The organism is Micromonospora sp. CNZ296 (assembly GCF_007827635.1).
Genome location: NZ_VISW01000018.1, coordinates 41250 through 67374 on the forward strand (window position 1 = coordinate 41250; position 26125 = coordinate 67374).

Annotated in this window: 24 protein-coding genes; 7 read left to right on the plus strand and 17 right to left on the minus strand. The window is 74.4% G+C overall.

The annotated features are described in order from the left end of the window. Positions 1-60 precede the first annotated feature (60 nt). From FB455_RS26105 to FB455_RS26125, 5 genes are all read right to left on the minus strand, one after another. Complete coding sequence (locus tag FB455_RS26105) at positions 61-1347, minus strand: D-alanyl-D-alanine carboxypeptidase family protein (RefSeq protein ID WP_030272512.1); 1287 nt, start codon at positions 1345-1347, stop codon at positions 61-63. Positions 1348-1448: 101 nt separating this feature from the next. Continuing rightward, positions 1449-1865, minus strand: a complete 417-nt coding sequence (locus tag FB455_RS26110) for a protein-tyrosine phosphatase family protein (RefSeq protein WP_030272514.1) — start codon at positions 1863-1865, stop codon at positions 1449-1451. 98 nt (positions 1866-1963) lie between these two features. Beyond that, the gene (locus tag FB455_RS26115) at positions 1964-2584 is read right to left on the minus strand and encodes a hypothetical protein (protein ID WP_013286551.1); all 621 of its coding nucleotides are present in this window, start codon (positions 2582-2584) and stop codon (positions 1964-1966) included. Between the two features lie 13 nt (positions 2585-2597). Continuing rightward, complete coding sequence (locus FB455_RS26120) at positions 2598-4382, minus strand: DUF4012 domain-containing protein (RefSeq protein ID WP_013286552.1); 1785 nt, start codon at positions 4380-4382, stop codon at positions 2598-2600. Between the two features lie 102 nt (positions 4383-4484). Further along, the gene (locus FB455_RS26125; RefSeq protein WP_013286553.1) at positions 4485-5726 is read right to left on the minus strand and encodes a glycosyltransferase family 4 protein; all 1242 of its coding nucleotides are present in this window, start codon (positions 5724-5726) and stop codon (positions 4485-4487) included. A 144-nt stretch (positions 5727-5870) separates the two neighbouring features. Between FB455_RS26125 and FB455_RS26130 the strand changes: the two genes are divergently transcribed. Continuing rightward, positions 5871-6425 carry an arsenate reductase/protein-tyrosine-phosphatase family protein gene (locus FB455_RS26130; protein ID WP_013286554.1) on the plus strand — a complete coding sequence of 185 codons (555 nt, stop codon included), beginning with the start codon at positions 5871-5873 and terminating at the stop codon, positions 6423-6425. Here FB455_RS26130 and FB455_RS26135 read toward each other — a convergent pair. After that, positions 6406-7854 carry a tyrosine-protein kinase domain-containing protein gene (locus FB455_RS26135; protein ID WP_013286555.1) on the minus strand — a complete coding sequence of 483 codons (1449 nt, stop codon included), beginning with the start codon at positions 7852-7854 and terminating at the stop codon, positions 6406-6408. The genes FB455_RS26130 and FB455_RS26135 overlap by 20 nt on opposite strands. 185 nt (positions 7855-8039) lie before the next feature. Here FB455_RS26135 and FB455_RS26140 point away from each other — a divergent pair, with 185 nt between their 5' ends. Together FB455_RS26140 and nhaA are read left to right on the plus strand one after the other, a co-directional pair. Further along, the gene (locus tag FB455_RS26140; RefSeq protein ID WP_013286556.1) at positions 8040-9887 is read left to right on the plus strand and encodes a nucleoside-diphosphate sugar epimerase/dehydratase; all 1848 of its coding nucleotides are present in this window, start codon (positions 8040-8042) and stop codon (positions 9885-9887) included. Positions 9888-10048: 161 nt separating this feature from the next. Next, the gene (gene nhaA / locus FB455_RS26145) at positions 10049-11350 is read left to right on the plus strand and encodes a Na+/H+ antiporter NhaA (RefSeq protein ID WP_030272521.1); all 1302 of its coding nucleotides are present in this window, start codon (positions 10049-10051) and stop codon (positions 11348-11350) included. A 60-nt stretch (positions 11351-11410) separates the two neighbouring features. Here the strand turns inward: nhaA and FB455_RS26150 are convergent, their stop codons facing one another. The 8 genes from FB455_RS26150 to FB455_RS26185 all read right to left on the minus strand — a co-directional run bounded on the left by FB455_RS26150 (position 11411) and on the right by FB455_RS26185 (position 18461). Next, positions 11411-11614: a hypothetical protein gene (locus FB455_RS26150; RefSeq protein WP_013286558.1), complete on the minus strand. Its 204-nt coding sequence runs from the start codon at positions 11612-11614 to the stop codon at positions 11411-11413. Between the two features lie 132 nt (positions 11615-11746). Further along, complete coding sequence (locus FB455_RS26155) at positions 11747-12334, minus strand: TMEM165/GDT1 family protein (RefSeq protein WP_013286559.1); 588 nt, start codon at positions 12332-12334, stop codon at positions 11747-11749. A gap of 227 nt (positions 12335-12561) precedes the next feature. Then, positions 12562-13527: an L-histidine N(alpha)-methyltransferase gene (gene egtD / locus FB455_RS26160; RefSeq protein WP_013286560.1), complete on the minus strand. Its 966-nt coding sequence runs from the start codon at positions 13525-13527 to the stop codon at positions 12562-12564. Next, the gene (gene egtC / locus FB455_RS26165) at positions 13524-14306 is read right to left on the minus strand and encodes an ergothioneine biosynthesis protein EgtC (protein ID WP_145755140.1); all 783 of its coding nucleotides are present in this window, start codon (positions 14304-14306) and stop codon (positions 13524-13526) included. The genes egtD and egtC overlap by 4 nt, the downstream gene beginning before the upstream one ends. Positions 14307-14315: 9 nt before the next feature. Next, entirely contained in the window at positions 14316-15623 is a 1308-nt protein-coding gene (egtB, locus tag FB455_RS26170) for an ergothioneine biosynthesis protein EgtB (RefSeq protein WP_013286562.1), read from the minus strand. Further along, the gene (gene egtA / locus FB455_RS26175; RefSeq protein WP_013286563.1) at positions 15620-16855 is read right to left on the minus strand and encodes an ergothioneine biosynthesis glutamate--cysteine ligase EgtA; all 1236 of its coding nucleotides are present in this window, start codon (positions 16853-16855) and stop codon (positions 15620-15622) included. The genes egtB and egtA overlap by 4 nt, the downstream gene beginning before the upstream one ends. A gap of 156 nt (positions 16856-17011) precedes the next feature. Then, positions 17012-17806, minus strand: coding sequence for a hypothetical protein (locus FB455_RS26180; protein WP_145755141.1), 795 nt, complete (start codon positions 17804-17806; stop codon positions 17012-17014). A 19-nt stretch (positions 17807-17825) separates the two neighbouring features. Beyond that, positions 17826-18461, minus strand: coding sequence for an RNA polymerase sigma factor (locus FB455_RS26185; protein ID WP_013286565.1), 636 nt, complete (start codon positions 18459-18461; stop codon positions 17826-17828). 501 nt (positions 18462-18962) lie between these two features. Between FB455_RS26185 and FB455_RS26190 the strand changes: the two genes are divergently transcribed. Next, positions 18963-20351: a serine/threonine-protein kinase gene (locus FB455_RS26190; RefSeq protein WP_013286566.1), complete on the plus strand. Its 1389-nt coding sequence runs from the start codon at positions 18963-18965 to the stop codon at positions 20349-20351. 243 nt (positions 20352-20594) lie between these two features. Here the strand turns inward: FB455_RS26190 and FB455_RS26195 are convergent, their stop codons facing one another. After that, positions 20595-21290, minus strand: a complete 696-nt coding sequence (locus FB455_RS26195; RefSeq protein ID WP_013286567.1) for a DUF305 domain-containing protein — start codon at positions 21288-21290, stop codon at positions 20595-20597. Positions 21291-21428: 138 nt separating this feature from the next. Here FB455_RS26195 and FB455_RS26200 point away from each other — a divergent pair, with 138 nt between their 5' ends. Together FB455_RS26200 and FB455_RS26205 are read left to right on the plus strand one after the other, a co-directional pair. Continuing rightward, entirely contained in the window at positions 21429-22880 is a 1452-nt protein-coding gene (locus FB455_RS26200) for an LVIVD repeat-containing protein (RefSeq protein ID WP_013286568.1), read from the plus strand. Positions 22881-22959: 79 nt separating this feature from the next. After that, positions 22960-23580, plus strand: coding sequence for an HD domain-containing protein (locus tag FB455_RS26205; RefSeq protein WP_013286569.1), 621 nt, complete (start codon positions 22960-22962; stop codon positions 23578-23580). A 24-nt stretch (positions 23581-23604) separates the two neighbouring features. On the opposite strand, the gene FB455_RS26210 is transcribed toward FB455_RS26205, so the two are convergent. Next, on the minus strand, positions 23605-24600 hold the full coding sequence (locus FB455_RS26210; protein ID WP_145755142.1) for a carcinine hydrolase/isopenicillin-N N-acyltransferase family protein: 996 nt from the start codon (positions 24598-24600) through the stop codon (positions 23605-23607). 48 nt (positions 24601-24648) lie between these two features. Further along, entirely contained in the window at positions 24649-25122 is a 474-nt protein-coding gene (locus FB455_RS26215; RefSeq protein WP_013286571.1) for a DUF1203 domain-containing protein, read from the minus strand. Between the two features lie 122 nt (positions 25123-25244). Here FB455_RS26215 and FB455_RS26220 point away from each other — a divergent pair, with 122 nt between their 5' ends. Further along, entirely contained in the window at positions 25245-26120 is an 876-nt protein-coding gene (locus FB455_RS26220; RefSeq protein ID WP_145755144.1) for a transglutaminase domain-containing protein, read from the plus strand. Positions 26121-26125 lie beyond the last annotated feature (5 nt).

Genomic DNA, 26125 nt, shown 5'->3' on the forward strand with positions numbered 1-26125 from the left:
CGGGCGCATACCCACGGAACCGGTGTCCACGCGACCCCGCCCGGGGCGCCGGTGACCGGGTCAGGCGCGGCGGCGTCCGCGGCGGCGGGATCGGCCGCGGCGGGCGGCGAGCACCGCCGCCACCCCGCCGACGGTGAGGGCCAGCAGACCGGCGACCGGCACGATCACCCGCCAGTCCCCGTCGCCGATGCGGTGCAGCGCCGTCCCGGCCGGTCCCCGCCACGGCGGGGAGGCGGTACGTCTCGGTTCGGCGGCCGCCGCCTGCCGGGGCTCCGCCGCCTCGGCGTCCCGCTCACCCGGCTCGACCAGCCGGCCGACCGAGGCGTCCCGGGGCAGCCGGAAGGCCCAGTCGAGCAGCTGGGCGCCCTGCTGCCAGCCGCGTACCGGGCGGGCCTCGGCGCCGAGCAGCGTCACCACGAGGCGGCGTCCGTCCCGCTGCGCGGCGCCGACGTAGCTGTGCCGGGCCAGCTCGGTGAAGCCGGTCTTGCCGCCGAGCGCGCCGGGATAGCGGTAGATGAGCTGGTTCTCGTTCTGGATCTGGAACCCGCCCTTCTTCAGCGCGGGCTGGGCCGGGATCTGCGTGCGCTCGGTGAGCGCGTACCGGCGGAACGCGGCGTCGGCGAAGCAGGCCCGCGCGATGAGCGCCAGGTCGTACGCGCTGGTGAACTGGCCGGGACCGTCCAGGCCGGACGGCGTGACCGCGTGCGTCTGCCCGGCGCCGAGCCGGCGGGCCTGCTCGTTCATCTCGGCTACGCCTGCCTGCGCGCTGCCGGCGCCGAGGCGGGCCAGCATGTTCGCGGCGTCGTTGCCGGACTGGAGCAGCAGGCCCAGCCACAGCGTCTCCACGCTGTAGCGGCCGCCGACGAGCAGGCCGACGGCCGAGCTGCCCGGCTCGATGTCCAGGTCGGCGCGGGTGGCGACGGCGACGTGCTTCGGGTCCAGCCGGCTCAGCATGGTGGCTGCCAGCAGCAGTTTCTGGGTGCTGGCCGGGGTGCCGGGGACGTGTGCGCCGCACGCGCCGAGGACCTCGCCGGTGTCCAGGTCCGCCACGAGCCAGGTGGTGGCGGTGACCGCCGGGGGCGCGGGGCTGCCCGGTGGCACGACCAGCCCGGCGCCGGCCAGCGCCTCGCCGCCCACCGCCGCCTGTTCGGGCGTCGTGGCCGGCGGTGCCGGGCGGGGCGGCCGGCTGACCTTCGGGGCGGGCAGGCGCGGGCAGGGCACGGGAGCGGCGCCAGGGGCGGCTACCGGGGCGGCGGGTGTGGTGGCCGGGGCGGCGGCGGCCGGGGCGGCCGTCCCGGCGGCGAGCAGGGTGACGGCGGTGGCGGCGGCCAGGGCCCGGGCTCTCATGAGAAGGCACCCTACCGAGCCCGATGATCAGGTCGGGACGGCTCACCGGTGTCGTGACGCCGCGCCGACCGGACGCTCCCGGTGGGTGACCGGCCGGGATGTCAGCGCACGCCGCGCAGCCACCACCGCTGCCACGGCGTCTCCACCGCGCGCCGGTGGTAGTGGGAGCGGACCCAGGCCACTGCCCGCGCGGGCGGCAGCCCGTCCAGCACGGCGAGCGCGGCGAGTGCGGTGCCGGTGCGCCCGACGCCGCCGTGACAGGCCACCTCGACCCGCTCCCCCGCGTATGCGCGCCGCCACGCCTCCCGCAGCGCGTCGAGGGCGTCGGCGCGGTCGGCCGGGATCCAGAAGTCGGGCCAGCGGACCCGCCGGACCGGCCATTCCGGCTCGGGACCGGGCGCCAGCAGCAGGGCGAAGTCGGCGGGCGAACCGGACTCGGCGACCCGGCGTCCGCGCACGGTGGCGCCCCCGGGCAGCGTGAGCAGGCCGGCCTGGTCGGTCCACGGTGTCGCGTCCATGGCTCATTGTGTCGTGTCGGCCGGACACGTGAGTGCCCGCCGGACCGGGTCCGGCGGGCACTCACGATCGAGCCGGGTCGTCCCCGGCGCGCCTCGGATCAGCCGAGGCGACGGCGGCGCCAGGCCATGGAGGCCAGGAGCAGCACCGCACCGGCGGCGGCGAGGCCACCACCGAGCTTCAGCGGCGTGCCGATGCTGTCACCGGTGACCGGCAGTCCACCCTTGTGCGGCGGCCGGGTCGGCCGCGGCGGCAGGACGGTGCCGGTGGCGCTGGCGATCCGTCCGGACGTCAGACCGGTGGCGGTGAACGTGTACCGGCCCGGCCGGGTCGGCCGGTAGGTGACGGTGAAGTTGCCGCTGGCGTCGGCCGTCACGGTGAACGTGGTCGGCGCCGGCTGCGGCTGGGCACGGTTGGGCGTGTAGGCGACAGGCGCCATCGCCACCGTGCTGCCGTCGCTGCGCCGCGCGGTCCCCTCGGCCGGGGCGGCCGCGGGCAGGCCCGAGATCGCCACGTCGATCCGCACCGACTCGTTCGGCGCGAAGTTCGAACCCCGCAGGGTGAACGTCTCGCCGAGCCGGATGGTGGTCGGTGAGACGGTCAGCGACGCGACCTCGGGCGGGTAGACCGGGGGCTGCGGCTGCGCCGCCCCGGCCGCGGTCGGCACGGCCGCTACGGCCAGGCCCACCGTGAGCGCCATGATGATGCGGGATAGCCGCATGATGGTTTCCCTCCTACTGTTCACAGCTTGGTGCGTTGACTACTTGGGTGGTCCATGGGGTGACGGTGGGCGTGTGCACCAGCTCGGCCGTCCCGGCGCCGGTCTTGCCGGTGAGCACCGTGACGTCGAGCGTCCGGGTCTGCCCCGGGCGCGTCTCCACGTTCGCCACCGCAACCTGGCGGCGGCCGTGGGTGCCACTGCCCATCGCGGTGTCCCGCCCGTCCAGCCGGCCGGTGAGCACGGCGCCGCCGGTGGGCGTGTGGACGGAGACGAAGGTGCGTGCGGTGTACTTGTCGCCGGCCAGAGCAAGCCCGGTGACCGACTTGCTCAGGCCCGACTTCGGGGCGGTGGAGTGCACCGTGACCCGCAGCCGCAGCTCACGGCGCCCGTCCGGGTGGCATTCGCCGACCGTCACGGTGGCCGAGAACCTGAGGTAGTAGCCGAGCTTCGCGCCGCTGCCGTCGTTGAGGAACACGCCGACGGTCGGCACGGAGTCCTTCTCCGGGAGCTGACCGGCCAGTCGGCTGCCGGCCAGTGCGCGTTGCTCCTCAGATCGGACACTCCAGAACAATATCCGACGTTCATTGATTGAACGGGTAAAAACGGTCAAAAGTGCGCGCGGGTCGACCGTCTTGGTGAACAGGGTGTCGAAGACGCCCGAGGCGGCCTTGGTGAAGTACTCGTCCTGGTCCTTCGTGTCCAGGTCCCGGTACGAGTCACTGAGGAGCGTCCGTACGGCGGTGGCGGCGCCCAGCGACGGCCCGTCCGGCACGTTCACCGGACCCACGACGCCGAGCAGGTACGACAGGACCACCGGGTCGACCGCCAGGACCCCGTCCACAGTGGTGCCGGTCCGGCGGCGCACCATGTCCCGGTAGAGCGCGGCGGCGGCCGGGAAGTCCGGGTTGAGGTTCACGTCCGCCGGATAGATGCCCGGCAGCTCGCCCCAGAGCCGCTTCGCCTCCGCGTCGACCTTGAGTGGCGGGTCGAAGAAGCGCAGGTCCGACGAGCTGCCCTGCTTCACGAGGCGGATCCGCCCACCCTCGGCGCGCAGGACGGCGTACGCGCCGAACATGCCACCGGTGGCGCGCAGCTCGGCCGGGTTCTGCGAGACCAGCAGATAACTGCGCGGTCCGTCCGCGCCGAGCAGCGGCGGCAGCAGCCGGGCGCCGCGGTCAGCCGCCGAGGTCAGCTCGCCGAGCTGGTCCAGCTCGGCGCGCAGCGCGGTGACCGCGTCGCGTACCTGCGTCACGAGGTCACCGGTGGGCACCTGCCGCAGCCGGTCGGCGGTCCGGCGTACCGCCTGGTCGGCGGCGGAGACCTCGGCCGAGACGGCGCGCAGGCGGGCCAGATCCAGCTTGCCCTGCTTCGGTACCAGCGAGGCGAGGTCGACGCGCAGCAGCGTGGGGAACGCCAGCCGGGCCAGATCGTCCACCGCCACCGAGATCTGCCGCACCGCGGCGAGGTTGTCCCCCGCGTACGGCGTCTGCTGGCCGACCCACCACACCGGATCCCCGGTCTCGCCGCGCGCGGCGGCGGCCTGCTCCTGCAATGCGGCGAGCGTGCGCTGGGCCCGGGCCACGTCGCCGTCGAGCACCTGGGCGCTGAGTTCCCGGGCCAGCCCGGCGGCGTTCACCAGGTGAGCGCGGGCCTGCCAGCCCCGGAACGCGACCCAGCCACCGGCGCTGAGCAGCACCGACACGACGACCAGCCCGGTCAGCAGGATCCGGCGGACCCGGGTGCGCCGGCGCCGACGCGAGCGGCGCCGCCGGACGGGCGTGGCACCAGGTCCGCTCACGGATTCCCCCTATGCGTCGGTCGAATCAGACACAATTCGCGATCGAGTGCTTTTTAGCATGAAAAAGTGCCTGTTCGAGGTGTTATTCGACACTCTGACGATTTAACTGCTGTGTGCGAACTTTGTTCGGTTCGACGGTCGCTCGGCCGCCTCGTGCAGCAGCGCCTCGATCCGGTCCACACCGGCGCGCATCGACATGTCCCGCAGGTACGCGTCACGTCCCCGCCTGCCCATGTCGAGCCGGGCGGCCGGCGGGATGGCGGCGGCCAGCCAGAAGCGGTCGGCCAGCGCCGCCCAGTCCTCCGGCGGGCAGGACAGGCCGGCGCGGGCCCGCTCCACCACCTCCGCCGTCTCCCCCGCCGCGGAGGCGACCACCGGCGCGGCGCAGGAGAGCGCGGCCTGGAGCTTGCCGGGCACCCGGCCACGCAGCTCCGGCAGGTCGCGCTGGGCCACGAGCTGGTAGTCGGCGGCGGCGTAGAGCTGCGGCATGTCCACCGCGGACCGTCGCTCCAGGAACCGGACGTTGTCCGCGCCGAGGTCGGCGGCGAGCCCTCGCACCCGCCGCTCCTGCGGACCCGAACCCACGAGCACCAGATCCATCCGGTCGCCGAGCGCCGCCGCCGCGCGGACCGCCGTCTCCAGATCCTGGCGCGCGCCGATCGTCCCGGCGTGCATCACCACGCAGCGGTCGTCCCGGCGGACCAGCCGCCGCACGGCCGGACCGGCCTGGGTGGGCCGGAAGATCCGCTCGTCGGTCCAGTTCGGCGCGGCGCGCACCCGGCCCGGGTCGGCCCCGCCGGCGCGGACCAGATCCGCCATGAACGGCGAACCGACACCCACCACCGCCGACTCCCGGTAGAGGCGGCGGGTGGCTGCCTCCAGCCGCGCCGGCCACCCGCTGTCCTGCGCCGAGCGCCCGTCCCGCTCCGTCCACACGTCCTGCACGTGCAGCACGGTCGGCGTACGGCCGAGCAGCCGCAGCAGCCCGGTGGCCGCGAAGGTGACCGCCGGATGGCCGTAGACGTAGAGCACGTCGACGTCGCGCAGCAGGCCCCGGCCGGCGAGCGCGGCGCTGCCGGCGAAGGAGAGCCAGGTCGCGGCGCGGGCACGGGCGGAACCGTCGCCCGCGGCGTACCGGGGCACCCGGCGCACGGTCAGCCGCTCGCTGTGCGTCTGGTGCCGCCAGCGCTGCCGCCAGCCGGGATAGACGTGGCCGCCCGGGTAGTCCGGGAAGCCGGTGAGCACCCGTACCTCGTGGCCCCGGGCCACCAGCTCCTCGGCCAGGCTGCCCGGGACGAACGCCGGCTCCGGCGGGAAGTGGTAGGTGAGGATGCCGACCCTCATGACCGCGCTCCCGGCGCGGCTTTCCGGACGGCCGGGCACCGCAGCGCGTACCATTCCCGCATCCCCTCTGCGTCCGGCCGCGACCGCCGGAAGAACGCCGTCGCGGCACCCTCCGTCGCGACCGTGCCGACGAGAGGGGTGCAGATGGTCGACGAGGTGCTCTTCGTCTGCCACGCGAACATGTGCCGGTCACCGATGGCGGAGTTCATCGCCCGCCGGATGCTGGCCGGCCTGCCGCTGGCGGTGGCCAGCGCGGGGACCGACGCGATCGACGGTGCTGCCATGCACCCGTACGCGGTCGAGGTGACCGCGGCCACCGGCGCGGACCCGGCGGCCTTCCGCACCCGCCGGCTGCGCGCCGAGCACCTGACCGGGGCGGCGCTGGTGCTGACCGCGACCCGCCGGCAACGCTCGGCCTGCACCTCGCTGGCGCCGGCCGCGCTGACCCGGACGTTCACGCTGCGGCAGTTCGCCCGGCTGGCGGCCGAGGCCCGCCCCGCCGAGGCGGAGGCGGGCACGCCGTTGCGGGCAGCGGTGTCGGCCGCGGTCCGCGCCCGGGGGCGGCTGCAACCCGCCGCCCCCGACGCGGAGGACCTGCGCGACCCGATCGGCGGTTCGCCCGCCGACTTCCGGCGCTGTGCCGAGGAGATCGAGCGGTCGATCCGGCCCGTGCTCGCACTCATCGCGACAGCCGGGTGAGTTCCTGCGTCCGGTCGCCCACGGCCTTCGCGCCCCGCCGGGTGCCGGCCCGGTCGGCCGGTACGGAGGGCGCCGCTGGCGGCACGACCACCTTGTACGCCTCGTACTGGTAGGCGTCCGACTTGGCCACCTTGGCCATGTTCAGCACGCAGCCGAGCAGGCGCACCGAGACCGAGCTGAGCGCGTGCGCCGCCGCCGCGACCTGGCTGCGGGAGGTACGCCCCTGCTGGGTGACCAGGAGCGCGCCGTCGGCCTGCACGGCCACCACCACGCCGTCGGTGACCGCCAGCAGCGGCGCGGTGTCGATGACCACGATGTCCGCCGAGTCCCGCAGCGCGACCAGCAGGTCCGCCATGGACTTGGAGCCGAGCAGCTCGCTCGGGTTGGGCGGGGTGGCGCCGCTGGGCAGCACCAGCAGGGACTTCTCCCCCCAGCGCTGCACCACGTCACCGACCTGGACGTCGCCGACCAGCACGTCGGTGAGGCCGACGCCGCCGTCGAGCCCGAGGTAGTCGGCGACCTTGGGGCGGCGCAGGTCGGCGTCGATCAGCAGCACCCGCCAGCCCGCCTCGGCCAGCGCGATGGCGGTGTTGCAGGCCATCGTGGTCTTGCCCTCGCCCTGCAACGCGCTGGTGACCGCGATAACCCGGGCCGGCTCGTGCACGTCCACGAAGCGCAGGTTGGTACGCAGCTTGCGGACCGCCTCGGCCCGGGCGGAGGTGGCCGCGTCGCCGACGATCAGCGGCGCCGACCGCGCGCCGGTCTCGTACGGGATCTCGCCGAGCAGCGGACTGCCGGTCACCCGTTGCAGCCCGGCGCCGTCGCGCATCCGGACGTCGGCCACCCCGCGCAGCACTGCGAGGCCGACGCCGAGCAGCAGGCCGAGCAGACCGCCCAGGACCAGGTTGCGGGTGGGCTGCGGCGAGACCGGGTTGGAGGTGACGCGGGGACCGCTGACCACCTCGATCTTGATCGGCGGGGCCTTGCCGTCCGGCGGCGTCTCGACCTTGCGGACCAGATCGGTGAACTTCGTCGCGAGCGTCTCGGTGGTCTTCAACGCCCGGGTCTGGTCGGTGTCGGTGATCGTCGCCTGGAGCAGGACCGTGCCGGCCGTGGCGGTGGTGTGGATCCGGCTGCGCACCTGGTCGGCGGTGAGGCCGAGCGGCGCGTCGGCGACCACGCTCTGCGCCAGCCGGTCGCTGGTGAGCAGGTCACCGTAGGACTTCACCCGCTGCTGGAGGAAGAGGCTGCCCTGGTAGGCGTCGGTGACCCCCTGGCTGGGCGTGGTGACGAAGAACGTCACCGAGGCCTCGTACCGAGGCGCCGTCCGGACCGTCACCAGCGCGGCGGTGCCCAGACCGAGCATCACCGTCACCAGCACGATCCACCAGTGGCGTCGGACCAGGCGCAGGTAGCCGAGAACGTCCATCACGCTCCCCCTCGCGACACGCCGGTCTGCCGATGAAACTGCACGAAAGCCCCCTAAAAACACCAGTCGCCGTGCCAGGATCGAATCGCCTATTCACGACGTTACGTGACTGGACGACAGTAAACGACCGAACAGGCACAGACGGTCTAATCCTTTCAATACGGATAGGACGTAGAGGGCAGCCCATGGATCGTGACGCGATCACAGCCGTTCGACCCGCCGGCCGGATCACCCACCGCGCCGCCACCCTTTCCCTGTTAACGCTGGACACGGCCGCGTGGTGCGGAGGTTTTCTCGGCGCCGCCTGGACGCGGTACGAATTCGACCTCACCGCCGCCGCCAGCGCCCGTACGCTCGGCATGGCGCTGGCCTGCGCCGCGCTGTACGCCGTGCTCACGCTGCTGCGGTCCCGGCTCTACGGCCGGTATCCGATCGGCAGCGCCGGCGACGCGCAGGGCCTGGCCACCACCGTCGCGCTCGTCGCGGCCGTCGGTTTCGTCGCCCTGCTGCCGTGGACGCAGCACCCGGTGCCGGCCAGCACGCCGCTGATCGGCGGCTCGGTCGCACTCGTGGTGATGGCGACCGCCCGGGGAGTCTGGCGGGCCCACGCCGACCGCCGGCCGCCCGCCGCACGACACGCCGAGCGCTGCCTGATCTACGGGGTGGACGCGGCGAGCGAGCGGCTCGTCCGGGTGCTGCTGCACGACCCGGACAGCAGCTACCGGCCGGTGGGCCTGCTCGACGACGCGCCCGACAGCCGCGGACTGCGGCTGGAGCGGCTGCGCGTGCTCGGCGGCCGGGAACAGATCGCCGCCGCCGTCCGTGCCACCCGGGCGAGCACAGTCATCTTCTCGATGAGCGGCTCGGATCCGCAGCTGCTGCGCGACGTCCGGACCCGCACGCTGGAGGCCGGCGCGGCGTTCAAGGTCCTGCCGCCGGTACGCGAGGTCCTCGACCGCCCGGTGGCCGCCACCGACGTACGCGACCTCCAGCTCACCGACCTGCTGGGCCGCGCGCACCGGGTGGCCGAGCTGAGCGTGGAGCGCGGCGGGCTGGCCGGGCGCCGGGTGCTCGTCACCGGCGCCGGCGGCTCGATCGGCTCGGAACTGTGCCGGCAGATCGCCCGCTGCGAGCCGGACGAGCTGATGATGCTCGACCGGGACGAGTCCGCGCTGCACGCCTTGCAGATGTCCCTGCACGGGCGCGCGCTGCTGGACGGGCCGGAGCTGATCCTCGCCGACATCCGCGACGCCGAGGGCATCGCCCGGGTGATCGCCGACCGGCAGCCCGACGTGGTGTTCCACGCCGCGGCGCTCAAGCACCTCACGCTGCTCCAGCGCCATCCCGGCGAGGCGATCAAGACCAACATCCTGGGTACGCTGAACGTGCTGGAGGCGTGCCGGGACGTCGCCGAGTTCGTGAACATCTCCACCGACAAGGCGGCCAACCCGGCGAGCGTCCTCGGCTACTCCAAGCGGATCACCGAACGGCTCACCGCCTACCACGCGCAGCGGCTCAACGGTCGATACCTGAGCGTCCGGTTCGGCAACGTGCTCAGCAGCCGCGGCTCGGTGCTCACCGCGTTCCAGGCGCAGATCCGGGCCGGGGTGCCGATCACCGTCACCCACCCCGATGTGACCCGCTACTTCATGACCGTGCAGGAGGCGGTGCACCTGGTGCTCCAGGCCGCGACGATCGGCCGGGGCGGCGAGGCGCTGGTGCTCGACATGGGCGAGCCGGTCCGGATCGCCGACGTGGCGCGCCGGCTGGCCGCCGAGGCGGACCGCCCGACGGAGATCGTCTTCACCGGCCTGCGACCGGGCGAGAAGCTGCACGAGCACCTGTTCGGCGCCGACGAGGTGGACAGCCGGCCGCTGCACCCACTCATCTCCCACGTCCCCGTGCCCGAACTGGACCCGGACGAGGTGCGCGGGCTCGACCCGTACGCCGACCCGGACGAGCTGATCAAGCGGATGGCCGCGTTCTGCGACCCGGTCGGGGCGTCCCTGCCGGCCCTGCCCGGACAGCGCTGACCCGCCGGCCGACGGGACGCCCCACCCAGGTGGTGAGACGGGCGTCCCATCGGCCGACTCGGCTCGCCGCCGGTGGCGGCGCCCGTTAGGGTTGGTCCAGGTGTGCCGGGAAGCCTGGTCGGCGATGGTTCCGCCGACCCCAGCTTCCGAACGGACGCCGCATGCCCCAGCACACCCCGCACCGCTCCCGCCTGCTGTCCCGCCGCTCCTGGCCGGAGGCCCGCTTCCTGGCCGACGTGCTGCGCACCGAGACCGTCGGCGGCGGCCTGCTGCTGCTCGGCGCGGTGCTCGCCCTGATCTGGGCCAACTCGCCGTGGCGCGCCGCGTACGCCGGACTGAGCCACTGGGTGCCCTGGCCCGGCGGCGCCGGCCTGCACCTCGACCTCGACCTGCGCACCTGGGCCGCCGACGGGCTGCTGGCGATCTTCTTCTTCGTGGTCGGCCTGGAACTCAAGCGCGAGTTCGTCGCCGGTGACCTGCGCGACCCCCGCCGGGCCGCGTTGCCGGTGGTCGCCGCGCTCGGCGGCATGATCGCGCCCGCGCTGGTCTACCTCGCGGTGACGCTCAGCGCCGGCGGTACCGGCCTGCGCGGATGGGCCATCCCCACCGCCACCGACATCGCCTTCGCGCTCGCCGTGCTCGCCGTCATCAGCTCCCACCTGCCGCAGGGGCTGCGCGCCTTCCTGCTGACCCTCGCCGTGGTCGACGACCTCTTCGCGATCACCATCATCGCGGTCTTCTACACCGACGGGTTCCACCCGCTGCCGCTGCTCGCCGCGCTGCTGCCGATCGCCGCGTTCGGGCTGCTCGTGCAGCGGCGGCGGACCTGGTGGTGGGCGCTGATCCCGCTCGCGGTGACCGCCTGGGCGCTGGTGCACGCCTCCGGTGTGCACGCCACGGTGGCGGGCGTGCTGCTCGGCTTCACCGTGCCGGTGCTGCGCGGACGCGACGGCGCACCCGGTCTCGCCGAGCGGCTGGAGCACCGCTGGCGGCCGGTCTCCGCGGGCCTGGCCGTACCGGTCTTCGCCTTCTTCGCCGCCGGGGTGACGCTGGTCGGGGTGGACCTGGGCGGCGTGCTCACCAGCCCCGTGGTGCTCGCGGTGGCCGCCGGGCTGGTGCTCGGCAAGGTGATCGGCGTGTTCGGCTCGACGTACCTGCTCGCCCGGTTCACCAGGGCCGAACTGGACGAGGAGATCACCTGGGCCGACCTGGCCGGGCTGGCGCTGCTGGCCGGAATCGGGTTCACCGTGTCGCTGCTCATCGGCGAGCTGGCGTTCGGCGCCGGCAGCCCGGAGGAGGACGGCGTCAAGGTGGCGGTACTGCTCGGCTCGCTCACCTCCGCGCTGCTGGCCTCGGTGGTGCTGGTCCGCCGCAACCGGGTCTACCGGCGGATCAGCGAACGGGAGAGCCGGGACGCCGACGGCGACGGCGTCCCGGACGTCTACCAGGAGGGCCCGGCCTGAACCGGCGCGGCGGGCGTGACCAGCCGGTCACGCCCGCCGCACGGGTCGGCGCGGTACGCCTCAGCGCCGGCGCTCGGCCGGGCGCGGCTCGCGCTTGCGCTCCGGTTCCTCGAGCGCCTCGGCGGCCGGGGCGGTGAGGTCGTCACCGGGCACGGCCACCTGCTCGGCGCGGTCCTGCTCGTCCTCGCGCCCGCCCGGCGGCGGCTCCGGCGCGGTGGCGCCCCCGGCGAAGCCGTACTCGTTGGGCTCGTCGTGCCTGCTCATGGGCGGAACCTCCCGGTCGTGCCGATTCGTCCTCCGCCGGGCGGTCACCGCCACGGCGCTCACCCGGGCTACTTACCCACCGAGGCGCTCTCCGATCATCGGGCGCCGCCGCACCACTCACGTCGGTTCCGCTCAGGTCAGCTCGGAGACCGCCTCGAAGATCAGCCAGAGGCCGCAGATGGCGAACAGCACCGCCGCGCCGTAGCGGATGGTCCGCTCCGGCAGGTGCCGGCCGAGCATCCGGCCCACCAGGATCGCCAGCGCGTCCGCTGCGACCATGCCGAGCGTCGACCCGAGCCAGGTGCCGAACCAGCCGTACTTGGTGGCCAGCGTGATGGTGGCGAGCATGGTCTTGTCGCCCAGCTCGGCCAGGAAGAACGCCACACCGACGGCGATGACGGCGGACCGGCCGCCGCGCTCGGCCTTGCGCTTCTCCTCCTCGGTCAGCCTGTCGCCGCGCAGCGTCCAGGCGCCGAAGCCGAGGAACGCCAGACCGGCGATGAGCGAGATCCAGTCGGTGGGCAGTGCGGCGTTCAGGCCGTACCCGATGGCCACCGAGGCCAGGTGGACGACGGCGGTGGCGATCGTGATGCCGATGAGCACCGGCACCGGCTTGAACCGCGTGGCGAACGTCAGTGCCATGAGCTGGGACTTGTCGCCCAGCTCGGCGACGAAGATGACGCCGAAGCTGACCACCAGCGCGACGAGGAAACCCTCCATGTGAACCTTCCCGATCAAGCCGGGAGGAGGAACGGGGGCGCCCTCGACCCGGCTGCGACAGCCTGAGTCGAAGGTCTCGCCCGCCCCGGAGACCGGGGCCGCGTGGCCGGATGCGGAACGCACCAGTGTGTCGACCACGACATTGGGGGCTACTCCCCTTCGCGCCGCCAGCCTAGCCGATCACCGGCCGCCCCGGTCACCGGGTGTGGGCGGGGCCACGGCGGCCCTCAGTCGGCCCGGGCCAGGCTCACCCCGAACAGCCCGTCCGGGTCGGTCCAGAACGCCCGCCGGTCGAACCCGGCGGCGGTCAGCTCGGCTGCGATCCCCTCCGGCCGGAACTTGGCCGACACCTCGGTCCGCAGCTCCTCGCCGGCGGCGAACACCACGTCGGTGTCCAGGACCCGCACCCGGGCCGGGTGCTCGGCGCGCAACCGCATCTCGATCCACTCCCGGTCGGGATCCCAGACCGCCACGTGCCGGAACGCGTCGACGTCGAAGTCCGCGCCCAGCTCACGGTTGATCACCCGGAGCACGTTGCGGTTGAACTCGGCGGTCACGCCCGCCGCGTCGTCGTACGCGGGCACGATCACGCCCGGGTCCTTGACCAGGTCGGTGCCGACCAGCAGCCAGTCGCCGGTCTCCAGCGCCGCGCGCATCGCGGTGAGGAACTCGGCCCGCTCCACCGGCAGCAGGTTGCCGATCGTGCCGCCGAGGAACGCCACCAGACGACGGCCGCCGGTGGGCAGCCGGTCCAGGTGACGGGTGAAGTCACCGACGATCCCCCGCACCCGCAGCCCCGGGTACGCGGCGGCGATCTGCTCGGTGGACGACCGCAACGCGCTCACCGAGACGTCCAGCGGCACGAACGTGCCCAGGTCGCCGTGGCGGGTGAACGCGTCGAGCAGCAGCCGGGTCTTCTCCGACGAACCCGAACCCAGCTCGATCAGCGTCTTCGCCCCGGTCATGGTGGCGACGTCGTCGGCGTGCGCGGCCAGCACCGCCCGCTCGGCACGGGTCGGGTAGTACTCCGGCAGGCGGGTGATCTCCTCGAACAGCTCGCTGCCCCGGGCGTCGTAGAACCACTTCGGCGGCAGCCACTTCGGCGTCGCGGCCAGCCCGACCCGCACGTCCTCCCGCAACCCACGGTCGAGGTCCTGCTGCTCCAGGTGGATCTCCAGCGGCTCCGCGCTCATCGAGTGTCCTCTCTTGCGGTGGGTACGGATCGTCGGACGGCGGTCGTCTCCCGCAGGTCGAGCCCGCCCGTGGTCGCCACCACGAGCCGGCCGTCCGGCACGGCCCGCCAGGCCGGGTCGTCGTCGAACGGTTCGGACGCCAGCAGCACCGAGTCCGGGCCGCGGCGCACCGACAGCGCGTGCCCGGCCGTGCTCGCCACCACAGTCGTACCGTCGGTGAGCAGCAGGTTCAGCCGCGAGCCGGGAGCGGCGGCGGCGACCGCCGCGACGGTGTCCGCCACCGCCTCGTCCGGTGGCGCGCCGGCCCGCAGCCGGTGCCGGACCAGCGCCCACAGCAGCGCCGAGTCGGTCGGCACGTCGAGTGTGATCAGGTCGCGCACGGGCAGGCCGGCGGCGAGCGGGATCAGGCTGTCCGGCCAGCCCTTCACCACGCCGTTGTGGCTGAACAGCCACCGCCCCTCGGCGAAGGGCGCCGCGGCGGTCTCGTGCAGCGGCATGCCGACGGTGGCGGATCGGACCGCGGCCAGCACCGCCCGCACCCGCGTCACGGCGGCCAGCTCCGGCAGCGTGGTGTCGCTCCACATCGGCTGGGCCCGCCGGTAGCGGACCGGGTCGCCGTCGTCGGGGTACCAGGCGACGCCGAAACCGTCGGCGTTTATCGTGCCGCCGCCACGCATGTCACGCGGCGCCCACGACTGGCGCAGCAGCCCGTACGGCGGGTCGGACAGCAGGCTGCTCAGGAGCACGGGTGGACCGAGGTACGCGAGGTGACGGCACATCGGGCCGGCTCACTCCTCGGGTCCGGCGTCACGGGCGCAGCGGAAACCGCTGAAGATCTGCCGCCGGATCGGGTAGTCCCAGTTGCGGAACGTGCCCCGGCAGGCGGACCGGTCGGTGCCGAACGAGCCGCCGCGCAGCACCCGGTGGTCGTCGCCGAAGAAGACCTCCGAGTACTCCCGGTACGGGAACGCGGTGAAGCCCGGGTGGCCCCGGAACGGCGAGGAGGTCCACTCCCACACGTCGCCGACGAGCTGGTGCACCCCCAGCGGCGAGGCGCCCGCCGGGTACGCGCCCACCGGCGCCGGCCACAGGTGCCGCTGGCCCAGGTTGGCGTGCTCGGTGGTCGGGTCCTCGTCGCCCCACGGGTAGCGGCGGGACCGGCCGGTCGCCGGATCCCAGCGGGCCGCCTTCTCCCACTCCGCCTCCGTCGGCAGCCGCTTGCCGGCCCACGCCGCGTACGCCTGTGCCTCGTACCAGCAGACGTGCACCACCGGCTCGTCGTCGCGTACCGGCGACCAGCGGCCGAACCGGCGGTACGCCCAGCCGTCCCCGTCGCGCCGCCAGTGCATCGGCGCGCTCAGGTCCGCCTCGATCCGGTGCCGCCAGCCGGCCTCGCTCCACCAGCGCGGCTCGTCGTACCCGCCGTCGGCGATGAACGCCCGGTACTGCCCGTTCGTCACCGGCGCGGCGTCGATGACGTACGCGGGCAGGTCGACGGTGTGCGCCGGGCGCTCGTTGTCCAGCGCCCACGGGTCGGTGGAGGTGCCCATGGTGAACGGCCCGGCCGGCACCCGCACCTCCCCGCCGACCCGGGCCCGGGGCTCCGGCGGGGGCGGCGCGTCCAGCACCGGGGCGCCGGCGCGCAGCTGGTGGGTGGCGAGCATGGTCTCGTCGTGCTGCTGCTCGTGCTGCACGATCATGCCGAACGCGAACCCGTCGGCGACGAGGGGACGCTCGGTGAAGCGGATGCCGTCGAGCAGGTCGAACACCTTGTCCCGTACCGTACGAACGTACGCGCGGGCCTCGGCCGGGGGCAGCAGCGGCAGCGCCGGCCGGTCCTTGCGGGGCTGCTTGAACGCGTCGTAGAGGTCGTCGATGTCGTGGCGCACCGGGTCGCGGCCGCCGACGTCGCGGACCAGCCACAGCTCCTCCTGGTTGCCGACGTGCGCCAGGTCCCAGACCAGCGGCGACATCAGCGTGGAGTGCTGCCGGACCAGGTCGTCGTCGTCCACCGCGTCGGTCAGCAGCGCGGTACGGGCCCGGGTCCGCTCCAGTTCCGCGGCGATCCGGTCGCGTAGTCGCTCGGTGGTGGTCACCGGTGTCCCCTCTCCGCGGCGGCGCGGTGCCGCCGGATCGCTCGCTGGGTCTCGTCGTGGATGCCGGCCGGCAGGTCGAGCCGGGGCAGGGCCGTCAGGGCCAGGTCGAACAGCGCCGCCGCGGCGGTGGCCAGCGGACGCTCGGCCAGCCCGCACCGGGCCGCCGCGCGCCACCGGTCGGCGACCGGGCCGGCCGCCGCCAGCGCGTCCCGGGTGGTGGCCGGGTCGGCGAAGAGCGCCGCCAGCACCGCCAGCGGCACGGTCCACTCCGGGCCGGGCTGGGTGTCCAGGTAGCGCAGCTCCAGGTAGCCGCGCGGGCGTACCGGCGGGAACAGCGTGCTGAGGTGGTATTCCAGGTCGTCGGTGGTCGGTGGGCGGGGCAGCGCCCCGGCCAGCCAGTCGGCGAACGTGACACCGGGCGGCGCGGTCCAGTCCGGGCCGTCGCCGCGTACGCAGAGCAGCGGCGCGGCCAGCGCGTACCCGGTCCAGGCCGCCACCGGGTCCTCGTCGGCACGCTCGGGCGACCAGACCGGACGGGTCCGGGCCGGATCGATGGCCAGCCAGGTGGCCATCCGGGCGGAGGCCCAGCCGGTGCGGCGGCCGGCGTGCCGGTCGGCGGTGGCGAAGGCGGCGAGCAGCGGCGGGCCGACGGCGTGCGCGGCGGCCCACCGCTGCGCCACGTGCTCCGGTTCGCCCGCGTCCAGGCAGACCTGGAGGCCGGCGGTGCTGTACATCATCGCCCGTCCCGCCGGGCCGCGCCGGTCGAAGGCGCACCGCATGGCCTGGTAGCGCGGGGTCTCCACGACAGGCCGGGGAAGGCGCCAGGGGTCGATGCCGCTGCGGCCGAGCACCAGGCCGGCGGCGTCCAGCCGGGCCCGCAGCTCGGCGACGTCGGCCTCGGTGGCCAGGATGAGCGCGGCGACCGACGATCGCGGTGTCGCGGAGATCTCCACCTGCCCGCCGGGCTCCACGGTCACGGCGCCGCCGCGCCGGAGCTCGTCGGCCGGGCTGGTGGGGTCGAGGGTCACGGGGCTGTGCCGCCCCAGCGCCTCGCGTAGTCGCTCGCGGTCGACCGGCCGGGCCGGGTCCGCGGCGTCGTGCACGGTCCATTCCAGTTCGACGCCGACGAGTGCGGGTGGCCCGGTCTTGAAGCAGATCCGGGCGAGGTGGCCCCGGGCCGCCTCCTCGTCCCCCAGGACGACTGCCCGGTCCAGATCCGGCGACATCACCATGGGACGGCTCCTCCTCGGCGATGGGCGACGACGTCGTGGCGACGCGCCCGGCCGGGACGGCACGGGACGCCGCCCCACCATCCTCTGTCTAGCAGACGAGATCCGCTTGCCCGGGGAGATGAAATTTTGTCCGGAATCTGATTGCGCCGCGGCGGCTCAGCCGTCCGCTGCCGGGCCCGGGGGCGCCGGCTCCGGCGCGTCGGCCGGGTCGTCCGCCGGCACGCCCAGCAGGTTCCGGCAGTAGCTCTCCACCTGCTCGGGGCCGCCGGCGGCAGCCACCAGTTCGGCGTAGCCCGGCTTGGTGAGCGCCTTCTCCCGCTGCCGCTCCGACTTGGCCAGGTAGGCACGGCAGTGGCCGGCCGTCTGCGGCCCGCCGGGCGGGGGTGCGGATTTCCCGGCCGCGGCGCTCGGCGTTCCGGACGGCGCCGGCGTCGGCGACGGAGCCGGTGGCGACGCCGCACCGGACGCGTCACCGGCTGGGGTGCTCGGCGCCGGCCGCGACGGCCCGGTGACGGCCGGGCCGGTGCCGGTCGGGCCGGTGCCGCTCGGTCCGGCGCTGCTGGGCCCGGCCGTCGTCGCGGGCGGGGCCACCGGCTCCGGCTCGCGGTCCAGGCGCACCGCGGCGAACGCCACCCCGGCGACAGCGGTGGCGGCGAGCCCGGACAACGCGGCGGCGATGCGCAGGCGCCGCCGCGCGCGCGGTGCGGCCACCGGTGCGGGCACCGATCCGGCCGCCGGCTGCGTTCCCCGCGCCGCGCGGGCCGCCCGGAAGGCGGCGAGCGCCCGCTCCTCCCCGGCTACCTCGCCGGGGGCCGCCGGTCCGGCGGCGGCGGACAGCAGCCGGGTCAGCGGGTCGGCGTCGGCCTCCGGCGACGTGCCGGCGCGCGCGGCGTCGAGCACGCGGTCGGACTCCGCCCGGTCGGCGGGCCCGCCGGACCGGCGAGCGTGCATGCCGTCGTCTCCCCTCACGTCAGCCCTCCGCCGGCTCGGCCTCGGGCGCGTGCGGCACCTGGCGGTCGGTACGGGGACGCGACGCGACGGCGTCCCGGGTGTCGTCCGGCGCGGCCTGCGCCGCCGAGCGCTCCAGCATCGCGGCCAGCCGGCGCAGGCCCCGGTGCGCGGCGGTACGGACCGCGCCGGCCCGCCGGCCCAGCACCCGCCCGGCGGTCTCCGCGTCCAGGCCGATGACGGCCCGCAGCATCACCGCCTCGGCCTCGGCCGGTGGCAGCGTACGGATCAGCGCCAGCGCGCTCTCGGTGGCGATGGCCTCACCGGCCCGGTCGGCGGTGTCGACGTCGGCGGCCAGGTCGTTGAGCGCCTGCACGGGCACCGGCACGGAGGGACGCCGCCGCTGCCGGCGCAGGTGGTCCATGGCCCGGTTGCGGGCGATCGTGACCACCCAGGCGCGGAACTCGCCACCGGTGAACGACGGCAGGTCGCGCGAGATCTGGAGCCACGCCTCCGAGGCCACGTCCTCGGCGTCCGCGCCGACGAGCGCGGTCAGGTAACGCAGCAGCGCGGGCTGCAGGCTGCGGTAGAGGAACCGGAACGCCTCCTCGTCGCCCGCCTGCGCCCCGGCGACCGCCTCGTTCAGTTCGGCCGTCACGCGCGCCGCCCCACCCGGATGACGGCCCGGAGCCGGGCGTCAACGGGTGCCAGTGACCACACCGCCATCCGCACTCGGCCCCCCGGTGAGCTGATCGGGCACCCGCACGAGGGTGCGGTGCGCCGTGGAAACTGCCGCGCGCAGCACGGGCGTCGGCGGGACATACCGTACCGGCGTCCGGGGGCGGCCGGGAGTCGGGCCGACGCCGGGGCGGGCGGGATGCGTCGGCAAGCCTCCGCACGGCGGAGAAACAGAGAGAAATGTCTACCTGCGCCACCGGCGTGTCGGGGTAACACCGACGGCGGGCGTGACGCTCCCCGGATCGGACCCCCGCCGGTACGGCGGGCCGGGAGCGCGGGGGCGCGTCGCTTTCTGGCCGATCGTACCGGGTCGATCACGATCAGCCGATCGGCGTCCCGGGTGCCGGACACCCGGCCGAACGGCCGGCCGGACCGGCCGCCGATATCGCGGGAAATACTTCAGGCCTGCTGTGGGTACGGTATGGGGGTGCTGTCCTCAGACGTCGTACTCAGCGGTCGGTACCGCCTTGATGACCGTGTCGCCACCGGCGGCATGGGCGACGTCTGGCGTGCCACAGACCTTGTCCTCGGTCGCCCGGTCGCGGTGAAGGTCCTGCTTCCCGCCCTGGTGTCCGACCCCGACTTCATCGCCCGGTTCCGTTCCGAGGCCCGGATCATGGCCTCCCTGCGCCACCCCGGCGTGGTGCAGGTCTTCGACTGCGGTGAGGACGACCTGCCCAGCGGCGGCCGGGCCGACTACCTGGTGATGGAGTTCGTCGCCGGTGAGCCGCTGTCGCGGCGGATCGAGACCGCCGGGTGCCTCGAGGTCGCCGAGACCATGTCGATCGTGGCCCAAGTGGCGCAGGCCCTGCACGCGGCGCACGGCCGGGGCATCGTCCACCGGGACGTGAAGCCGAGCAACCTGCTCGTGCAGGACGACGGCACCGTGGTCCTGGTCGACTTCGGGGTGGCCCGCTCGACCAACGTCACGAGCATCACCAGCACGAACGCGGTGCCCGGCACCGCCCTCTACATGGCGCCGGAGCAGGCCGCCGGGCGGCCCGTCTCGGGCGCCACCGACGTGTACGCGCTCGGCGCCGTCGCGTACTGCTGCCTCACCGGCAGCCCGCCGTTCACCGGCGACAACCCGCTCCAGGTGGCCGTACGCCATCTCGACGACGAGCCGCCGGAGCTGCCGGCGGAGATCCCGGCGTCGGTGCGGGAGCTGGTGTCGCGGGCGCTGGCCAAGGATCCGGCCGACCGCTACCCGAGCGCGGCGGCGATGGCCGACGCGGCGCGGGCCGCGCGTACCGACTCGCCGACCGCGACGGTGGCGCTGCGCGGTGCGGCGGGCCAGGCGCGGTCGCGGGACGACCAGCCGGCGGTCCGCCCGGGTGCCGCGGTGGCGACGTCGCGGCGGCGGGGCCGGCGCGGCACGCTCGTCGGTGCGCTGGGCGCGGTGCTGGTGGCGATGGGCGCGCTGGGCGCGCTCGTGGCCGCCGCGAACGACACGGCCGAACCGGCCACGAAGATCGACAAGACGGCGCCCGCGGTGGCGCCGAGCGATCCGGCCGCGGAGCCGGTCGCCGACGAGCCGTCGGCGGACGACGAGTACACCTACCGCCCGGTCGGTCCGGGCGGCCGGCCGTCGGCCACACCCTCGGTGACGCCGAGTTCCTCCCCGACCCCGTCGGCGCAGCCGAGCGTGACGGACGAGCCGGCCCCGTCGGCCGAGCCGAGCAGCACGCCGTCCAGCGCGCCCACGACGACGGCACCCACCACGCCGCCCGCGCCGGACCCGACCACCGCCGACCCGGGCACCGGCACCGGCGGCGGTGACACCGGCGGACAGCCGGCCACGCAGCCCTGACCCACGCACCCACGAGCCGGCCCCGCCCACGGCGGAGCCGGCTCGTCCGTGTCCGGGCGGCGGTGCTCAGTCCGCGCCGAGCGCCCGGTCTGCCCGGCGAGGTACCCGGACAGCGCGAAGAACACGACGAGCCCGCAGACGGCCGCGTCGAACGCGACACCCCGCAGCGGAGGACCGAGGATCAGGCGGTTCACGATCCCCCAGCCTAGGCCCGCCCTTGTGCCCTCCCCCGTTCGCTCCAGGTCAGGGGGTCAGGAGGGCCTGCATACGGGTGATCTCGGCGGACTGCTCGACCGCCACCGAGGTGGCGAACTCCTGCATCGGCTGGTCGACGCCGACCTTCAGCAGGTCGGTGGACATGACGATCGCGCCCCGGTGGTGGTCGGACATCATCTGCACGAACAGCCTGTCGAACGCCGCGCCGCGGGCGTCGGCGAGCCGCCGCATCGCCTCGGCGGACTGCATCCCGCGCATGCTGCCGTGGTCGTGCCCGGGCACGTCGGCGGGCAGGTCGCGGGTGCTGAGCCAGGCGCGCAGCAGGCCGACCTCCGGGCCCTGTGCGGCGCGGATCCGCTCGGCCACGGCACGGATCCGCGCGTCGGCGGCGCGCTCGGGCGCGAGCGATGCCATCTCCAGGGCCTGCTCGTGGTGCGGGATCATCATCCGGACGTACCAGACGTCGAGGCTGTTCCACCGCGGCGTGGTGGCGCCCCGGACCTGCTCGGCGGGGCGGGTCGCGGCGGGCTCCCCCGGGCGTCCCGGGACCACCACCGGCGGCGCCGACGCGGCGGCGCTCGCGCTCGGCGCGGCCGCCGCGGCGGTTCCGGCAGCCTCCGGGGTACGGGCGTCCTCGCGCCCGGTCAGCGCGAGCGCCCCGACCACGACGAGGGTCACCAGTGCTGTGACGCCCACCCACACGCGCGCCTGCCGGCTGGTCATACGACGCCTCCTCCGGTCAAGGTGACAGCGATCCTATCCATAGACGAAAGTTCCCCAGTGTGACCCAGGTCACATTGATGGCCGTCTCCAATAGGTAAGGTGTGGCGAATCATGACCCCCTTTCGAAGGGTGTTGCCGATGATCAACATCCGCACGTCTCGTATCCGGATCGTCAGCCTGGCCGCCGCCGGCCTGCTGCTCGCCGGCGTCGTCACCGCGCCGCCGAGCAGCGCCCAGGAGATCCCCCGCGCCCAGGCCGCGCCGGCCACCGTGGACAACGCCGTCCCCGGTGTCGACGAGATCTCCAGCAGCCCCAACCTGCGCCAGGTGGCGAACCTGCCGAAGCAGGCGCCGTTCGACACCACGGCCGCCCTCGGCACCGACATCGCCTTCCAGGGGCGGTACGCGTTCGTCGGCAACTACGACGGGTTCGTCGTCTACGACGTCTCCCGCCCGAGCCGCCCGGCGATCGTGTCCCAGGTGCTCTGCCCCGGCTCACAGAACGACATCTCGGTCCACGGCAACCTGCTGTTCCTGTCGACCGACTCCTCCCGCAGCGACGACTCCTGCGCCAGCACCAGCCAGCCGGCGTCGGTGAAGGAGTCCTGGGAGGGCATCAAGATCTTCGACATCCGGGACAAGCGCAACCCGCGCTACATCAAGTCGGTGGAGACGGCGTGCGGCTCGCACACCCACACGCTGGTGCCCGGCAAGGACAAGCGGAACGTCTACCTGTACGTCTCCTCGTACAGCCCGCGGGCCGAGTTCCCGGACTGCCAGCCGCCGCACGACTCCATCTCCATCGTCAAGGTGCCGGTGAAGAACCCCACCACGGCCTCCGTGGTCGCCACGCCGAACCTCTTCCCGGACGGCGGCTACCCGGGCATCCCGGGCCAGTCGTCGGCCACCACCGGCTGCCACGACATCACCGCGTACCCGTCGAAGGACCTGGCCGCGGGCGCCTGCATGGGTGACGGCGTCCTGCTGGACATCAAGAACCGCGAGGCGCCCCGGGTGATCGAGCGGGTCACCGACGCGGAGAACTTCGCGTTCTGGCACTCGGCCACGTTCAACAACGCCGGCACCAAGGTCGTCTTCACCGACGAGCTGGGCGGCGGTGGCGCGGCCACCTGCAACGAGGTGGTCGGCCCGAACCGCGGCGCGGACGCCATCTACGACATCACCGGCCGCGGTGACGCCCGCAAGCTGGAGTTCCGCAGCTACTACAAGATCCCCCGCGTCAACGCGGACACGGAGAACTGCGTGGCCCACAACGGCTCGCTGATCCCGGTGCCCGGCCGCGACATCATGGTCCAGGCGTGGTACCAGGGCGGCATCTCGGTGTGGGACTTCACCGACTCGCGCAAGCCCAAGGAGATCGCCTACTGGGAGCGCGGGCCGCTGGACGCCTCGCAGCTGCGTACCGGCGGGTCCTGGTCGGCCTACTGGTACAACGGCCACATCTACTCCAGCGACATCCAGAAGGGACTGGACGTGCTGGAGCTGCGTGACCCGCGCACCTGGCTGGCGCAGTTCCTGCTGGTGCCCGAGCTGAACGTGCAGACGCAGGCCGGTTACCTGAGCTGGTGACCCGCTGACCGTGGCCGGGCCCGGCGTTCCCCTCACGGGGGCGCCGGGCCCGGTGCTGTCCCGGGAGGGAAACGGACACATGCCGGTGACGATCGACGACCGGACGGCGGTGCCGAGCGACGCCCGGATCCGGGCTCTGCACGAACGGCTCGCGCCGTCCCGGGAGGCGTTGCACCTCGTCTGGACGCACTGCCGGATCGTGTGCGACATCGCCGGACAACTGCTCGACAGCAGCGGTGCGGACGCGGACGCCGCCCTCGTGCGGGCCGGCAGCCTGCTCCACGACATCGGGGTCTACCGCCTCTACGACGAGGCCGGGCGGCTCGACGAGCGGAACTACGTACGGCACGGCGTGCTGGGCCACGCGCTGGCACGGGAGGCAGGGCTGCCCGAGGTGATCGCCCGGTTCTGCTCCCGTCACACCGGCGTCGGCATCACCCGGGCGGACGTGCGCCGGCAGGGCCTGCCGATCCCGGCCGCCGACTACACGGCCGTCACCGCCGAGGAACACCTCGTGATGTACGCCGACAAGTTCCACAGCAAGACCACGCCACCGGCGTTCGTCTCCGCCGCCTCCTACGCGGTCGCCGTGCGGCGCTTCGGCCCGGACAAGGTCGACCGGTTCGCGGCACTCGTCGAGCGGTTCGGCGAGCCGGACCTGCCCACGCTCGCCGCCAGGTATCGACAGCCGATCGTCTGAGGGGGCGCGGCGCCGCAGCCGTGGTCAGTCGCTCATCGGCAGCCGGTAGTCGCGGGTGCCGCCGCCCGCTGTGACCACCCGCACCTCGCCACTGCGCAGCCCGTACGTCACCGACCAGCGGGTGTGCGACTGGCGTACCGCGTTCAGCAGCCGCAGCGCACCGGCCGCGTCCACCACCCCGCCGTTACGGTCGAGTTCCTTCGCCAGCACCCCGTACCTGTGGTCCTGGCGCAGTTCCCGGTCCGGCACGCCGACGGTGGGCACGTTCGTCAGCGCCTGCCACGGGCCCTGCCGCCGGTCCACGGTGAGCTTCCCGTCGACGAACTCCACCACAGCGGACGCGCCCGTCGCGTCGGCCAGCAGGTAGTGCAGCGGCGGCCCGCCGTCGAAGTCGAGGTTGTAACGCCGGAACACGGCGACCGCCTCGTCCACAGTGGCGGCCGAGTCGAGCACCAGGCGCAGGATGCGCACCGAGCCGACCTTCGGCAGGCCGGGCACCGGCTCGGCGCGGGCCCCGTCGTCGGCGGCCAGCCCGACCGCGAGACCCCGCTCGTTCATGCCGTCGAACGGCAGCAGCGGCGCGTCCAGCAGCCGCCGGTCCCCGGTCGGGTCGGCGGACACGCCCAGGTAGGAGATGTCGACGAGGGAGATCGAGGCGTACCCGTCCGGCGGGTCGGTGCGCAGCACCAGCGCGGGGTTGGGCTCCCAGTCGAAGTTGCGGGCGAACAGCGGCCGGTCCCGGTCGGCCAGCGCGGCGAACAGCGAGCAGCCGAACGGGCTCGGCGGCGTGGACCCGGCCAGCCCGGCGGTCGGGTCGTAGTCGCCGTCGTACGTCATCTCGTACATCGGCAGGTCGTCGATCTTGCGGAGGCTGGCCAGGGTCCGCTCGACCTGCGCCGGGTCCTGCCGGGACGCGGTCGGTGAGCCGGCCGCGGCCGGCGGGCCGGACCGGCGGCTCTCCCCGCAGGCCGTGGCGAGCAGGAGCAGCGCGAGCCCGCCGGCGATGAGGGTCCTCCGCATGACTGCGACGCTAGAAGAGGCGTCCGCCGATGTCCATCCGGGACTCGGTCAACTCCGCACGATCGCGAACATCCAGCAGCCGTACACCACGTTGCGGCTGTGCAGCTGGTCCACCGCCGGGTCGGCGAACAGCTCCGCGATCACCGCCTCCGGGTCGCCGCCGTCGTGTCGCCGTCCGCCCACGATGCGGCCCCGGCTGTCGTACGCGCGCAGCACCTGCTCCCGTCCGCGCCACTGCGACGGGTACGCCGTCACGTCGTCCGGGCCGGCGCAGCCGGCGGCGTGTGCGAACACCGGCCCCACCTCCCGGTACGGGCCCGGCGGCAGCGGCGGGGCGTACCCGAACAACAGCAGCTCCTCGTCCGGCCGGGCGTCGCGCAGGCAGCAGCGCAGCGGCTCGCCGCCGGTGGCGCGCCGGTGCTCGGGCGGCTGCCCGGTGGCGTCGCGGCCGGTGCGACGCAGCTCGGCGAGCGTCCCGGCGGGCAGTGGGCGGATCAGAAACGCGGTACGGGTGGTCGTCACGGTCCCAGCCTGGCGCGGCCCGGACCGCGGCGCTGGCGGTGATCGGACCTGGCGTTCGGGTACCGCGAAAATGCGCACCGAGCGGGCACCCGCGGGCCGCATCCGGCGCCGACAATGACCGGATGGACGTCGACGACTACCGGACCCACTCCCCGTACAGCGATCCCCGCCACCACGCGGCGCTGCTCGACGCCGTTCCCGCCGACCTGCCCACCGTCGCGGCGACCGCCCGCAACGTGATCGTCCACTACCGCGCCGGTGGCGTGGAGCTGCCGGACGTCCGCCGGGCCGAGGTGAACCTGCGCTGGCTGGACCGCATCCTCGACACCGACCAGTCCCGGTTCCCGCTGCCGCTGACCGCCGAACGCCCGGCCGTCGAGCGGGTCGCCGGCTGCTGCCGGGACCACACGCTGCTCACCGTCGCGGCGCTGCGCCAGCACGGGATCCCGGCCCGCAGCCGGATCGGGTTCGTGAGCTACTTCTCCCCGGACTGGCACCACGACCACGTGCTCGCGGAGTGGTGGGACGGCGAACGCTGGGTCTGGTCCGACCCGGAACTGGACCCGGCCGTCGACCGGCCGTTCGACGGCTACGACATCGACCCGGAGGCGGGGCACTTCGACTCGGCGGCCCGGGTGTGGCTGGCGTACCGGGCGGGCCGGATCGACCCCGGCACCTACGGCGTGGACCCGTCGCTACCGATCCGGGGCGACTGGCTCGTCCACGACTACGTGCTGCTGGAGCTGGCCCACCGGCACAAGGACGAAGTGCTGCTCTGGGACGGGTTCGGTGCGATGACCGAGGATCTGACCGGTGCCGACCTCACGCTCGTCGACGAGGTCGCCGCGCTGCTGGTGGCAGCCGACCGCGGCGACGCCGCCGCCGGGCGGGAGCTGGCCCGGCGGTACGCCTCGGACGCCCGGTTGCGTCCGGGCCCGACTGTGCACTGCGTCGACCCGGTCTCCGGCGTGGCCGCCGACGTGGACCTGCGACGCTGACCGGG

Coding starts and splice junctions, on each gene's coding strand:
- FB455_RS26105 (WP_030272512.1), bottom strand. CDS start 1,347: ATGAGAGCCCGGGCCCTGGCCGCCGCCACCGCCGTCACCCTGCTCGCC.
- FB455_RS26110 (WP_030272514.1), bottom strand. CDS start 1,865: ATGGACGCGACACCGTGGACCGACCAGGCCGGCCTGCTCACGCTGCCC.
- FB455_RS26115 (WP_013286551.1), bottom strand. CDS start 2,584: ATGCGGCTATCCCGCATCATCATGGCGCTCACGGTGGGCCTGGCCGTA.
- FB455_RS26125 (WP_013286553.1), bottom strand. CDS start 5,726: ATGAGGGTCGGCATCCTCACCTACCACTTCCCGCCGGAGCCGGCGTTC.
- FB455_RS26130 (WP_013286554.1), top strand. CDS start 5,871: ATGGTCGACGAGGTGCTCTTCGTCTGCCACGCGAACATGTGCCGGTCA.
- FB455_RS26135 (WP_013286555.1), bottom strand. CDS start 7,854: ATGGACGTTCTCGGCTACCTGCGCCTGGTCCGACGCCACTGGTGGATC.
- FB455_RS26140 (WP_013286556.1), top strand. CDS start 8,040: ATGGATCGTGACGCGATCACAGCCGTTCGACCCGCCGGCCGGATCACC.
- nhaA (WP_030272521.1), top strand. CDS start 10,049: ATGCCCCAGCACACCCCGCACCGCTCCCGCCTGCTGTCCCGCCGCTCC.
- FB455_RS26150 (WP_013286558.1), bottom strand. CDS start 11,614: ATGAGCAGGCACGACGAGCCCAACGAGTACGGCTTCGCCGGGGGCGCC.
- FB455_RS26155 (WP_013286559.1), bottom strand. CDS start 12,334: ATGGAGGGTTTCCTCGTCGCGCTGGTGGTCAGCTTCGGCGTCATCTTC.
- egtD (WP_013286560.1), bottom strand. CDS start 13,527: ATGAGCGCGGAGCCGCTGGAGATCCACCTGGAGCAGCAGGACCTCGAC.
- egtC (WP_145755140.1), bottom strand. CDS start 14,306: ATGTGCCGTCACCTCGCGTACCTCGGTCCACCCGTGCTCCTGAGCAGC.
- egtA (WP_013286563.1), bottom strand. CDS start 16,855: ATGGTGATGTCGCCGGATCTGGACCGGGCAGTCGTCCTGGGGGACGAG.
- FB455_RS26180 (WP_145755141.1), bottom strand. CDS start 17,806: ATGCACGCTCGCCGGTCCGGCGGGCCCGCCGACCGGGCGGAGTCCGAC.
- FB455_RS26190 (WP_013286566.1), top strand. CDS start 18,963: ATGGGGGTGCTGTCCTCAGACGTCGTACTCAGCGGTCGGTACCGCCTT.
- FB455_RS26195 (WP_013286567.1), bottom strand. CDS start 21,290: ATGACCAGCCGGCAGGCGCGCGTGTGGGTGGGCGTCACAGCACTGGTG.
- FB455_RS26200 (WP_013286568.1), top strand. CDS start 21,429: ATGATCAACATCCGCACGTCTCGTATCCGGATCGTCAGCCTGGCCGCC.
- FB455_RS26205 (WP_013286569.1), top strand. CDS start 22,960: ATGCCGGTGACGATCGACGACCGGACGGCGGTGCCGAGCGACGCCCGG.
- FB455_RS26210 (WP_145755142.1), bottom strand. CDS start 24,600: ATGCGGAGGACCCTCATCGCCGGCGGGCTCGCGCTGCTCCTGCTCGCC.
- FB455_RS26220 (WP_145755144.1), top strand. CDS start 25,245: ATGGACGTCGACGACTACCGGACCCACTCCCCGTACAGCGATCCCCGC.